The 13,113-nt window shown below is 54.4% G+C and carries 9 protein-coding genes; 6 read left to right on the top strand and 3 right to left on the bottom strand.

Annotated elements, in window-relative coordinates:
- Positions 1–72: 72 nt before the first annotated feature.
- Complete coding sequence (locus BN348_RS08955; RefSeq protein ID WP_052446848.1) at positions 73–714, bottom strand: nucleoside recognition domain-containing protein; 642 nt, start codon at positions 712–714, stop codon at positions 73–75.
- A gap of 321 nt (positions 715–1,035) precedes the next feature.
- On the opposite strand from BN348_RS08955, the gene BN348_RS08960 reads away from it, so the two are divergent.
- From BN348_RS08960 to BN348_RS08980, 4 genes are all read left to right on the top strand, one after another.
- Positions 1,036–1,275, top strand: a complete 240-nt coding sequence (locus BN348_RS08960; protein WP_040197554.1) for an AbrB/MazE/SpoVT family DNA-binding domain-containing protein — start codon at positions 1,036–1,038, stop codon at positions 1,273–1,275.
- Between the two features lie 783 nt (positions 1,276–2,058).
- On the top strand, positions 2,059–3,207 hold the full coding sequence (locus tag BN348_RS08970) for an exonuclease SbcCD subunit D (protein ID WP_040197556.1): 1,149 nt from the start codon (positions 2,059–2,061) through the stop codon (positions 3,205–3,207).
- On the top strand, positions 3,204–6,185 hold the full coding sequence (locus tag BN348_RS08975) for an AAA family ATPase (RefSeq protein WP_040197557.1): 2,982 nt from the start codon (positions 3,204–3,206) through the stop codon (positions 6,183–6,185). Before BN348_RS08970 ends, BN348_RS08975 begins: the two co-directional genes overlap by 4 nt.
- A gap of 103 nt (positions 6,186–6,288) precedes the next feature.
- The gene (locus tag BN348_RS08980) at positions 6,289–7,137 is read left to right on the top strand and encodes a patatin-like phospholipase family protein (RefSeq protein ID WP_040197558.1); all 849 of its coding nucleotides are present in this window, start codon (positions 6,289–6,291) and stop codon (positions 7,135–7,137) included.
- A gap of 211 nt (positions 7,138–7,348) precedes the next feature.
- Here the strand turns inward: BN348_RS08980 and spoIVA are convergent, their stop codons facing one another.
- Both spoIVA and BN348_RS08990 read right to left on the bottom strand, forming a co-directional pair.
- Positions 7,349–8,827 carry a stage IV sporulation protein A gene (gene spoIVA, locus BN348_RS08985; RefSeq protein ID WP_040197559.1) on the bottom strand — a complete coding sequence of 493 codons (1,479 nt, stop codon included), beginning with the start codon at positions 8,825–8,827 and terminating at the stop codon, positions 7,349–7,351.
- Between the two features lie 290 nt (positions 8,828–9,117).
- Positions 9,118–10,659: a DUF3794 and LysM peptidoglycan-binding domain-containing protein gene (locus BN348_RS08990; RefSeq protein WP_040197560.1), complete on the bottom strand. Its 1,542-nt coding sequence runs from the start codon at positions 10,657–10,659 to the stop codon at positions 9,118–9,120.
- A 212-nt stretch (positions 10,660–10,871) separates the two neighbouring features.
- Here BN348_RS08990 and BN348_RS08995 point away from each other — a divergent pair, with 212 nt between their 5' ends.
- Both BN348_RS08995 and BN348_RS13255 read left to right on the top strand, forming a co-directional pair.
- Positions 10,872–11,990: a THUMP domain-containing class I SAM-dependent RNA methyltransferase gene (locus tag BN348_RS08995; RefSeq protein ID WP_040197561.1), complete on the top strand. Its 1,119-nt coding sequence runs from the start codon at positions 10,872–10,874 to the stop codon at positions 11,988–11,990.
- A gap of 424 nt (positions 11,991–12,414) precedes the next feature.
- Positions 12,415–13,113, top strand: coding sequence for a zf-HC2 domain-containing protein (locus tag BN348_RS13255; protein ID WP_082020895.1), 699 nt, complete (start codon positions 12,415–12,417; stop codon positions 13,111–13,113).

The following is a 13,113-nucleotide window of genomic DNA, read 5'->3' on the forward strand; positions in this document are numbered from 1 at the left end:
CCTTTGGCAGCAAAGCGGCATATATTCCGATGCCTGAGCCGGTATGCCAGAATCTCGGGGTATGAAAAGGGTTCAGACCGCCTTGCGGACCTCATCACAGTACCGGTTTAGGGAATGCCGGATTTCTTTCTGTTTTCGCCTTCTGGTGAGCCATTCAAACAGCTTGACGGCGATCACGCCGCTGGCCACCGACGCGATGGAGGACACCCAGACCGCAGGCAGGATGTCAAACGGGTTGGCCGATCCGTTTTTGAGCCGCAGCGCGGCGACGGTGGTCGGAATCAGCTGTAGGGAGGCGGTGTTCAGCACAACGAACATGATCATGGCGTTGCTGGCGCTTTCACTGGCGCCGCACTCGTTCTCCATCTCCCGCATCGCCGCGATGCCCAGCGGCGTCGCCGCGTTTCCAAGCCCCAGCAGGTTCGCCGACATGTTCATGCAGACCATCTTCATCGCGGCGCCGCCGGACTTCAGGTCCTTGAACAGGCGTTTGGTGACCGGTGAAAACAGCCGGCTGATCTTCTCGGTCAGGCCCGCCTTGTCCGCCACCTTCATCAGCCCGTTCCAGAAGCAGATGGTACCCATCAGCGCGAGGCAGAGCTCCACCGCGCTGGACGCTTCTCCGATGGCCGCCTGGGACACCTGCTCAATCCGTCCGGTAAACAGCGCAAACACCACCGAGATGATAATCATCCCGGCAAAGATCCAGGTCATCACAGTCCATTTCCCCTTTCAAATCCTGCTTATTCGTACGGCAATACAACGAATTTTTCTTTCAATATTCATACATATTCTCTTTTCCCGCGGATTATGAGTGCCAAGAAGGGAATTTTTTCGAATCAAACAAAATTTTTTTGATTTTTTTCGTCATTTTACCCTGTTAGTATTTGACAAATCCCGTTTTATACGTTATAGTATAAGAGTAGAGAAAAATTGTTAGTTATGGCTAGATAATTTTCGTTTTTCTTTATTTTGCCAGCTGGTTTGGAGCACCAGTTTTGGCAGGAAATATATTATCAGTGGAGGGGTTTTTTTATGAAATCGACAGGCATTGTAAGAAAGGTCGATGAGCTCGGACGTATCGTTCTGCCCATCGAGCTGCGCCGTACGCTGGAGATCAACGAGCGCGACGCATTGGAAATTTATGTAGACGGCAATCAGGTCATCCTGAAAAAGTATGAACCTGCGTGTATCTTCTGCAACGAGGTTGGCGATGTTCAGCAGTTCAAGGGCCGTAACATCTGCCGTCATTGTTTGGAAGAACTCAAAAAATAAATACATAAAGCATCTTAAAAACACGCCGCCGGTTTTATTCCGGCGGCGTGTTTTGCTTTACTTGCTGATGCAGGATGAACACCAGCATCATTCAGGCGCCAACCAAACACTCTCACCTTCCAGGAACCTACAGACGACGTCTTTCAGGCTCGTCTCAACGATGAGAGGAAACGGCTATGCCGATAAAGATATTCCCGTCGAGCTGTTGCTTCAAATATGGCGTTAAATGCATAACGATAAAAATAGTTCGCTGCAACTGAAAAGAAATCATCCTGTATCGCTTTCGCAGCAGCATGGCGTGTAACACGACTGATCTTTTGTTCCATACCTCTTAAAAAGGCGCACCGGATCATGCCCTTTTAACACCGGTGTATACCATCCGTTCTTACCGCTCATTCGACTGGTGAGTTCAACCGATGGTTTCAAGTTTGTATGGCAACCGATGTAAAAAAACAGACCAAACAAACATGAAACAATATGCATGGAACCCAAAATCTGATTTTCTTCTTTCATCCAAAGCTTTTCTTTCTGGAAACCGGTCATTTTCAACTTATACGCAAAGTAATCAACTCTTTCCACAGTATTTTCAACGGTACAACCCTTAGTTTTCCGCTGTTTCAACCGTTTTTTCAACATCTTCAACGAAGCGATTGTCTGGAAAACCGACAAGCTCCTCCCTTTTTTCCTCAACCGAACGTATAAAAACCGATGGCGGCAGCGCTTGTGAAATGGGGATCAATGCGTTATAATGATTGTATCTCAAAAACAAAGGCTGTGAATCATATGAAGCTTTTACATACCTCCGACTGGCACATCGGGCGTTACCTGAATGGATATTCGCTGCTGGAGGATCAGCGGTATTTCCTGGACCGGCTCTGCGAGCTGGTCCAGGAAGAGCAGATCGACGCCGTGGTGATCGCCGGCGACCTCTATGACCGGTCCATCCCGCCGGTGGAGGCCATCCGGCTGCTCGACGACATTTTTCTGCGTTTTACCAGTGAAATCGGCATACCGGTGCTGGCCATCGCCGGCAACCACGATTCCGCCTGGCGGCTGCATTTCGGCAGCCGGCTCTACCGGCAAAGCGGGCTTTATCTGGAAAGCGTCTACCAAAAGGACATCGCCTGTGTCACGCTGACAGACGCTTCCGGGCCGGTGCATTTCTATCTGCTCCCGTTCGTGCCGCCGGAGCAGCTCAAAAAGGATTTCGATCTTCCGTCCGGCGCTTCTATGGACGAAGCGTTCGCGGCGCTGATGCAGCACAACCGTTCCCGGCTGGACCTCACACAGCGCAATGTGCTGGTCGCGCACGGTTTTTTCTCGAACATGCAGCAAGTGGAGCCGATGGTCTGCGATTCGGAGCATCAGCTCGGCGGCGTGGATTTGATCAACGCGAAATCCTGCGAACACTTCGACTATGTGGCGCTCGGGCATCTGCACACTCCGCAGAATCTCGGATGCGGCACCATCCGGTACGCGGGATCGATTTTGAAATACTCGGTTTCCGAAGCCAGACAGCACAAATCCGTCAGCATTGTGGAGCTTGGCGAAAAGGGAGAGGTCCAGTGCCGGACCGTCCCCATCAAGCCGCTGCGGGACCTGCGGGTGGTCAGCGGGAAGCTGGAACAGCTGCTGGCTGCCAACGAGGTGTCGGACGACTACATCCATGTCAATTTGACCGACGACGGGCTTGTCCCGGACGCCATGAACCGGCTGCGCGGCGTCTTTCAAAACATCCTCGGGCTGAAGGTTGAAAACCGCGAGCAGGAGTTTCTGGGAGAGCTCGCGCTCACCGGCAAACAGCAGGACCGCAGCCCCGAAAGCCTGTTCTGCCAGTTCTATGAACAGGTCAAGGGGGAAAGCATCCCCCCAGAACGTAAGAAGCTGCTGCAAAGGATCATCCGGGAAGCCGGAGAGGAGGAGACGCGATGAAGCCGCTGGAACTGACCATGCAGGCCTTCGGCCCTTACGCCGGAAAGCAGGTATTGGATTTTAAAAAGCTTGAGGGACAGCCGCTTTTCCTGATCACCGGAGACACCGGCGCCGGCAAGACCACCGTCTTTGACGCGATCATGTTCGCGCTCTACGGCCAGCCAAGCGTGGAAGGCCGCCAACCCGAAAATCTGCGCAGCGATTACGCCAAACCGGAGGACCCGTGCTTCGTCACGCTGCGCTTCCTGGTAAAGGAAAAAACCTATGAAATCTCCCGTCTGCCGACACAGAGCTATATCGGAAGCCGCGGCAGAGAAGTCACCAAAAAGCATCAGGTCAAGCTGACGCTGCCGGATGGGGAGATCCTGACCAACATCAACCAGGCCGGCGACAAGATCGTCGAGATACTCGGCTTCACAAAGGAGCAGTTCCGGCAGATCGTCATGCTTCCGCAGGGGGAATTCAAGCGGCTGCTTGAAGCCAAAAGCGACGAAAAGCAGGTGATCTTCCGCAAAATCTTCGGCACGCAGCTGTACGACCGCATCAAGGACCGGCTGGGCGAGGAAAAACGGAAGCTAGACGACCAGATCAGCGAGATCAACCACTATCTGATCTCCTGTGTGCACAGCATCGATCCCGGCGGAAACGAAGCGCTGCGCGAACAGCTCTCCCAGGATGCGCCCAACTTCCGCACCATCGCACAGCTGACCGATGCGCTGCTCGATTCCGACCGGATGGAACGGGAGCTGCTGTCGGTCCAGATTCGGACGCTGCAGGGATTCAAAACACAGTTTCATCCGGAAAACGCCCGCAGGCTGAACGCGAAGTTTGACCGGCTCGAGGAACTGGACGACGCGCTTCTCCAACTCGCACAGCAGGAAGATGCGCGAAAGGCTCGGGAAAAACGGCTGGGAGCCGCCAAAAAGGCGCAGGAGCTTGCCTTTCTCGACCAAGCCATCGGGGAGCTGCGTGGGCAGATAGCGCAAGCTGAAACGCAGCTTACACAGAAACAGTCGCAGCTGATCGGCACCCAAGACGCCCTGCTCCAATGCAGGCAGCAGCTGGAGCAGCAGAAGGACTCCGACCAAAAGCGCGAGGCGCTGACCCTGCGGAAACTTGAACTGAAGCGCCTTTCTGAGACATTGGAACAGCTCGGCAGCCTGCGCGCTCAGATCGAACAGCACGCGCAGCGGCTTGCCGGGATTACAAAGAATCTCCAGATTTTCGAAAAGCTCGCCGCGCATGCTGAAGCGGTGCAGAAACAAGGTGAACAGACCGCGGTTCTCGATAAGCTGCGGAGGTACCGCTCGACGATGGCGGAATATCAGAGCGCGGAACGGCAGTTTGCCGAATGGGACGCGATCTACCGCCGGCAGTTCGACATCTATCTGGATTCACAGGCGTCGGTGCTGGCAAGACAGCTTCAGCCCGGGCATCCCTGCCCCGTCTGCGGCGCGCTCGAGCATCCGTCGCCGCGTCCGGACAGCGACAGCATACCGGACGAGCAGGCGCTGAACAACGCAAAGCGGACGCGGGAAGGGCATTTCGACGCGCTGAAGGCTGTCAACGACCGGCTTCTGCGTGCGCATCAGGAGCTTGCGGGGCTGGAAATCCTGCCGCAGGACATCGATTTCAGCGAGACCGCGGCGGCTGAGCTTGATAACCTCACGGAGAGCCGGCATCAGAAGCTGGATGCGCTGATGCGGCAGGTCAAAGCCCTGGAAACCGACATCGGCGCGCTTTCAGAAGGCCGCTGCGATCCCAACGATCCGCAGCTGCTCGACACAGCCCATCTCGAGCAGACGCTCCAGCAGCTTCGGCAGAAACAGATCCAAACCCAGACGAATATGCAGGCGCTGGAAGCTTCCTGCAGCGAATTGGCCGGTCAGGTTCCCGCCGGTCAATCCGACCGGCAGGCCATTCTGGCTGAAATGGACCGGCTGCAGGAACAGGCTGAAGCGCTTGTGAAGGCAAAGGAACAGGCAAACGCCGCGTATCTTGCCAGCCAGTCGTCGTTTGACCGGCTTTCCCAGGATATTGTCAATCTCAAGCAGTCGCTGGAACAGCATCGGGAAAATCTTGCCGGCAAGCAGGAGAACTTTTCTCAGCAATTGGACGCCTGCGGCTTCGCGGATACGGCGGCATACCGAAAAAGCGTCCTGCCCGCCGAAGAAATCCGCGCGATGGAACAGAAGCTAGAGGAAGACGCCCGGCGGCAGGCCCTGATGCAGAAGGAACGCGACCTGCTCGAACAGGAGCTTTCCGGGCGTGCCCGCGCCGATCTCGCGCTTCTGCAGCAGCGCACACAGGAGGTGACCGAACGGCTGTCCGCGCTGGAGGAAACGCGCGATATCCTCTCCGCGCGGATCTCCCTGAACGCCACGCAGTTCAGCCAGATCGCTGGATACCAGCGGCAGTATGAGCAGATCTATGGGCAGTATCTCGACGTCTCCGAGCTTTACCGGCTTGCGAGCGGCAGCAACGGGCAGAAGCTTTCGTTCGAGCGGTTTGTGCTGGCCGGATACTTCACCGACATCATTAAGGCTGCAAACCTGCGGCTTTACCATATGACCGACGGACGGTTTACCTTCGTGCATAAAAAGGAGCGCGCCAAATTCGGTGCGTCGGGACTGGATCTCGACATTGTGGACAGCTTTACGGGAAAGGAACGGGACATCTCAACGCTGTCGGGCGGCGAAGCGTTCAAGGCCTCGCTCTCCCTGGCTCTGGGGCTTTCTGACATCGTACAGGCCTATTCCGGTTCGGTCGAGATCGGCACCATGTTCATCGACGAAGGGTTCGGCACACTGGACGCGACCTCCCTGCAGACCGCAATCGACACGTTGTACGCGCTCACCACGCATGGACGGCTGATCGGCATCATCTCCCATGTGGCCGCGCTCAAGGAGGCCATCCCGGCCAGGCTGAACGTACAGTCCGGCCCGATGGGAAGCCATGCGCAGTTCAGCGGGGTCTGATATCGTGATTCGATCAGGCCGCCGGATCGTAAAAAGGCCGTCTTCACCTGCAAACATCAGGGATGACAGCCATAAAATTATCATAACGGAAGGAGAACCACCCATGAACGGTCTTGTATTGGAAGGCGGCGGCATGCGCGGGCTTTACACCGTCGGCGTGCTGGAATTCCTGCTGGACAATCAGCTTGTATTCCCCTATGTCATCGGCGTATCCGCCGGTGCCTGCAACGCGCTGTCCTATCTTTCCGGACAGCATGGCCGGAATCTGCGGATCAACACCGACTATGTCGATGACAAGCGGTATATGGGCTTTCGAAGCCTGCTGAAAACCCGCTCCTTTTTCGGCATGGATATGATCTTTGATGAAATCCCCAACCAGCTGGACCCATTTGATTATGACGCGCTGCAGACCTGCAAATCCCGCCTTGTCATCGGTGTAACCGACTGTGAAACCGGCATGCCGCGTTATTACGAGAAGGAGGAAGCCTTTACCCGAGGCTCCACACAGGTGGTACGGGCGTCGTCGTCCATCCCGGTCTTCTCCCCGATTGTGGAGCACGAGGGCAGAAAGCTGCTGGACGGCGGTGCGTCCGATCCCATCCCGGTCCGCAGAGCGCTTCAGGACGGCTGTGACAAGGTGGTCATCGTGCTGACGCGCAACCGGGACTATATCAAAGAGCCGCAGGGCTTCCGTGCGGTCTATCGCCGCGTCTTCCGGAAGCTGCCCGAAATGACAGCCTGCCTGGACCGCCGCCACACCGTTTACAACGATACGATCCAATTTGTCCGCGAACTCGAACAAGAGGGCCGCGCGCTGGTCATCGCCCCCGAGCAGCCGCTCAAAATCGGACGGTTCGAGCGGGACAGGGCGAAGCTCAAAGCCCTCTACGAAGAGGGATATCGGGAAGCTGAGCGGATGAAGGAACAGATCTTGGCATTCTTCAATGAATAGGAACTCTGTTTACAGAGAGTTACATTCTCTGCGTTCATACGTATGGAGAGAATCGGAAAAGGAAAGCTGAGCGATTGAAGTAACAGACTCTTGTCATTCTTCAATGAACCAGAACCATGTCTACAGGAAGCTGCGTTCACTGCATCCATATGTTCGATTAGAGCAGGAGCAGGGGATTGGATTTTACTCCAATCCCCTGCTCCTGTTTATTTTATAATATAATACAGATCAGTCCCGCGCATCCCTCGTTGATGATGCGCTCGATGGTCTCCTGCATCTTGATCCTTGCGTCACCCGGCATACGGTAGAGCTTGTTGTGCAGGCCCTCGTTGACCAGGTCGTGCAGGGATTTTCCAAAGATGTTGGAATCCCAGATCTTGGTCGGCTTCTCCTCGAATTCCTTGAGCAGGTATTCCACCAGCTCCTCGGACTGCTTTTCGCTGCCGACAATCGGCGCCACCTCGGTCGTGATGTCGGCACGCATCATGTGGATGGACGGCGCGGACGCTTTGAGCCGCACACCGTATTTTCCGCCCTGACGCACAATTTCCGGTTCATCCAGGGAAAGCTGATCCAGCGTCGGCATCACGATGCCGTAGCCGGTCGCCTCAACCTCCTCGAGCGCGCCGCGCACCTTTTCATACTCCCGCTTGATCTGCGCAAGCTCGATCATGCACGGCATCAGGCCGGACTCTCCGTCGATCTCCAGTCCGGTCATCTCGCCTAAGATCTGATAGAACAGTTCATCCTGCACCGAAATGCTGATGTACGCCTGCCCCTTGCCAAGGTCGATGTTGACGACCTGGAAGGACTTGATGTGCTCGCACGAGCTGAGCTTTTCGAGATGCTTCTTGACCTCGCCGATGTGTCGCACCTTGCTGACGCTCTCCTGTATTGTCGTGAAGATGCTCTGCTTGAGCCAATGGTTCTTCTCCAGCGCCACGATCCATTTCGGAATCTCGACCGAAATCTCTTTGATCGGGAAGACATAGAGCACCGACTTCATGATTTCGCGGATCTCTTCCTCGCCCATATCCAGGCAGTTGACCGCCAGGACCGGGACGCCGTATTTGTCCTCAAGCCGCTGGCGCGTCTCGCGGGCCTGCTGGGAATCCGGATACATGCAGTTCAGCAGCACCACAAACGGTTTGTCGATCTCCTTGAGCTCGCTGATAACCCGCTCCTCGGCCTCCTCATACTCGCTTCTCGGGATGTCGGAGATGCTGCCGTCGCTGGTCACGACAAGGCCGATTGTGCTGTGCTCGGTGATGACCTTCTGCGTGCCGATCTCAGCCGCCATATTGAACGGGATTTCCTTGTCAAACCAGGGCGTCATGACCATGCGCGGCTCGTCGTTTTCGATGTAGCCGAGCGAGCTGGGCACGATGTATCCGACGCAGTCGATCATCCGCACCTGGAAGTTCGTGTTGTCCTCCAGCTTGATGGAAATGGCTTCCTCCGGAATGAATTTCGGTTCGGTCGTCATGATGGTTTTGCCGGCCGCGGACTGCGGCAGCTCGTCGATTGCGCGTTCGCGCTGAAAATCACTCTCTATATTCGGCAGGACAAGGTTTTCCATAAAGCGTTTGATAAAGGTCGATTTACCAGTTCTGACCGGGCCAACCACGCCTATATAGATGTCCCCTTGCGTGCGCTGTGCAATATCTTTGTAGATGTTTCGGCTTTCCATGCCTTTTGTGCCCCCTTATGTTCCATATTTTCACTGGCTGTGCCGAAGGCGTTCCTGTACGCCGGACCGCCCCGGGACGGGACTGCCGTCCCCACAAATACTTCAATCGTAGAACGTATATCGTGAATACGATTATGGTACGACCGATGCTCCGCCAAACCTCTTATCATTTGGACAGGAACGCCGGGACCGCTCCTGCGGCCTTCATCGTCTACACTTCGCACAGCTTGCACGGCTGCCCAAATGTTCGTATTCGTCTCTGTATGTTTCGGGTATCGGATTCCTCTGTTTTATGAAACCATCGGAATCAGCAGCATCATCTTGCTCTTGAGCCGCTCGTCGTCCAGCGCATTCTCCTCCATGACGGCGTCCATGCTGGTGTTGTACTGCTTGGCGATATCCCAGACGCTTTCATCCTTGTCGGCATAGTAGATTGTGAGCGCTATGTTCTTATCCCGCTGTTTAACCTGCTCCTCGTCGACCTCGCAGTCGCCGATCACCTTGTCGCTGACCATCACGTACAGGCTTCCCTCGATCTTCATATCGCAGCGGATGTCGATCTTTTCATTGGAAATCATGCTGTAGGTCGTGGACAGGATGTTGATGTCCGGCGTGAACAGGATGTTCTTGCCCGGACACTTGCATTCCAGCTGGGTTTCAAACTCCACGGTCTTTTCGAAATAGGATGCCGTCTGCTCCTTATTGATGCAGAACATGCAGACCTCGAGCTGGATACCGACGGTGATGCCGTCATCCTGCGGCCGCACAAACGCCACCGTTCCGCTGCACCAGAGATCCAGGATCGATTCGACCCCCTCCTGCGGCAGGTCCAGCGTATTCTTGTAAAGGCTGTGCTCCCGCACGATCTCCGCAAGGCGCAGGCAGTTGATCGTCTTATACGATTGACGGCTTAAGTAGCTGGTGGAATACATATCGGCAATCGCGGTGAGCTCATGGTTGCGGTGCGCCCTTGCGTTCGCGCAGACCGTAACCTGCGCGCCCAGAACGCGCAGCTCCCCGTCGCCGTCCTGACGAAGCTGCAGCTCGGTGGAAACGACGCTGAACTTCACGTCGCACATACAGTCCTCATCGATGCCGTTCATATCCAGCAGCTGGCTGATCGGCATGGTGTGTTCCATCATTTCAAGGCGGTCCTCTTCGCCCTCGGGCAGGTACAGCGTGCGGACCACGACTTCGCCCTTTGCGATGATCTTGCCGGAAATCACCTTGAAGTCCGACACGATCGCTTTGGCGCTGTAGGAGATGACCGCGGCTGCCGCGGGCTTGCCGTAGCCGATTTCGAGATCCTCATGCAGCGTAAACTGGCGGCTGAGCTGGCCGACCACGGAGGTGACCGTGTAGGTCTTCTTCTTCAGCTGGACGCCGCCGCCCTCCATGCCGCAGAGAAGCTCCTCCTTCTTCTGGTTTGTGACCTTCAGGGAGATGGACAGCGCGCCCTTGATCTCGATGCGCCGCTGGCTCATCACACGGCAGTTCATGTAGTCGCACTTGATCTGTGTGTCGATGATCGGGTCTTCCGGTCTTTCCTGCAGTTCCACGGTTTTGCTGAAATTGGCCTTCTGCTCGGTGCATCGGATCTGTCCCGTTTCAGATTGGTAGTAGACGCGGATCATATAGAATCCGTCCACGATGACCGCATTCTCCGACACCTGCGTGCCGGTGATCTGCGGGAGAACCTGACATTTGAGTATCCGTGCGATGTCGGGGCAGTAATCCGGAAGGATCAGGTCGCTTTCGACAGGTTGTTCCACTTGATTGTCAAAAATCACTTCATTTATGGTAACAGCCTCTTTGGTCGCATTTAAATTCATAAGGATACGCACTCCTTTTTCCTGTTATGTTTCTACTGCAATCTATATTCAGACGTGTCCTGCAATATGCCGCCCATCCTAAAAATTGTACAGGAAGTTTGAGCTTGTCAAGGTATGTTCAAATCCTGTACCTTGTTTTTTATACCGGGATGCTATACAATGTTAAACGGCACTGAAACAGAAGAAGATGTTATAAAGTTTGGAGATAGATTATGGACGAATTAGTACTCAGCTGCCCCTGCCATTTTGGCCTCGAAAGCGTGCTGGCCGGAGAAATCAAGCGGGCCGGAAAACCGATTCTGCTGGTTTCGGACGGCCGTGTCAGCTTTACCGGAGGCCTTCGGGACATCGCATGGGCAAATATCCACCTGCGCACAGCCGAACGGGTGCAGATCATCCTGAAGGAAGGCAAGGTCTACAGCTTTGAGGATTTGTTCCAGCTGGTATCCTCGATTCCGTTTGAGGACTTCATTGGCAAATCCGATGCATTCCCGGTCAAGGGCTACGCGCTGAAATCACAGCTGCACAGCGTGCCGGACTGTCAGGCCATCATTAAAAAGGCGATTGTATCAAGGCTGCAGGACCATTACCATCTGAACTGGTTTGAGGAAACCGGGCCGGTGCACCAGATTCAGTTCTCGATTTTAAAGGACAAGGCGACCATTATGCTTGACACGACCGGCGCCGGGCTGCACAAGCGCGGCTACCGCAAAAACGCGAACGAAGCGCCGATCAAGGAAACGCTGGCCGCGGGCATCATCGATATTGCGAAGGTAAAGCCGTATACGGTCCTGTACGATCCGTTCTGCGGTTCCGGCACCTTTCTGATTGAAGCCGCCGCCAAGGCGCTGCACATCGCACCCGGCTTCAACCGCCGGTTCGCCTGCGAGCAGTGGGGCCTTTTCAGCGACGGCCTCTTTGCCGAGGAGCGAAAGAACGCCATTGCACAGATTAAACGGGACGCGCCGTTCAAGGCATACGGCTTTGACATCAGCGAGGAATGCCTGGAGCTCAGCCGGGACAACGCCAAGAAGGCCGGCGTTCTGCCCCGCATCCGGTTCCAGCAACAGGATATCAAGGACTTTACCGCGCCGGAAGGCCCCGCTACGGTTATCTGCAATCCGCCGTACGGTGAACGCATGCTGGAAATCAAGGAGGCCGAACGGCTTTACCGGGAGATGGGAAGGGTCTTTGAACGCACACAGGGCGTCAATTATTACATCATCTCGCCGCATGAGGAATTCGAACGGCTGTTCGGCAGGCAGGCCGATAAACGCCGCAAGCTCTATAACGGCATGATCAAGTGTCAGTTGTATATGTATTTTAAATAGAAAAGAAGAGCTGTCTCCTCTGGAGGGGACAGCTCTTTTCAGCTTGTCAACAAAACGAAGCGCCGTCTATTTTTAATTGTCAGGATTTCCGGCGTGGATGGCTGCAACACATCGGCTTTATAGAACCCGCCATGCCACGCATCCTGATGGATACTATACTGCTGCGGCACAGTGATCTTTATATTGTTTTCCAGGAAACTTCTGACATAGCTGTTGTACCACTGTGACGCGGCTCTCCTGCTGTACCAGCCAAGTGCCGCTTGACATTGTACCCGTTGTCCAGCTGCTGCAAAGCAGATTCTCTGTATATACCAAAACATCTTGGCATGATGGCAGCTGCTTCATAATGTTAATTCACATACTAAAATAACATTCTCATAGTTTTTGTAACAAAACGGCATCTCGTTCGTCATATAAACAGAATATGAGAGAGGGTGTTTCTATGGAATTGAATTGTCAAGTGATCAGGGATCTGCTGCCTTTGTATGCCGACGGCGTTTTATCCGATGAAAGTATCCGTCTGGTTGAGGAACATCTGCAGGGGTGTGCTGCATGCCGGGATATCTGTGAAAGCCTGTGCCGGGAGATCATCACGCCAGCCGAAAAGACTGGAAAAAAGAGTCCATCGAATCCGTTTGTCAAGATTAAAAAGAGAAATCGAAAAACCATCATCATCGTAAGCGTTGCAGCGCTGATATGCTCGCTCCTCCTTGTGTTCGGCTCCATTGTGGGAATTGCCTACAATTCAGCGTGCTGGTACGGCGTGGACGATTTGTTTTCCATTGATCAGTTATCGCTGATTGCCACCAAAAAGCAGGACAAGGTGCTTGCTGAAATGATCATGCAGAAAGAAGGCTGTGAACGGGAGGACTTCACCTTCGGGTTATATTCTATAGCGGGATGGTCCCGATCTGGTCAGCATACAGACGGCGAACCGCAATATATCTTTGCACGCAAAATAGACTTTAAGGGTGAAATCGGCGTGATCTGCGTCTTTGCTAAAGAACCGTTCTTTTCAACTCTGGAAATTGTCGACTACGAATTTGCCGAAAAAAGTGGAACAGATATATGGAAATATTGTGAAGGCTCGTTCGATAATTCCGTATTTGACTGGCCGTGGTGA

The sequence above is a fragment of the Candidatus Soleaferrea massiliensis AP7 genome (genome assembly GCF_000820765.1).
Taxonomy (GTDB): Bacteria; Bacillota; Clostridia; order Oscillospirales; family Ruminococcaceae; genus Soleaferrea; species Soleaferrea massiliensis.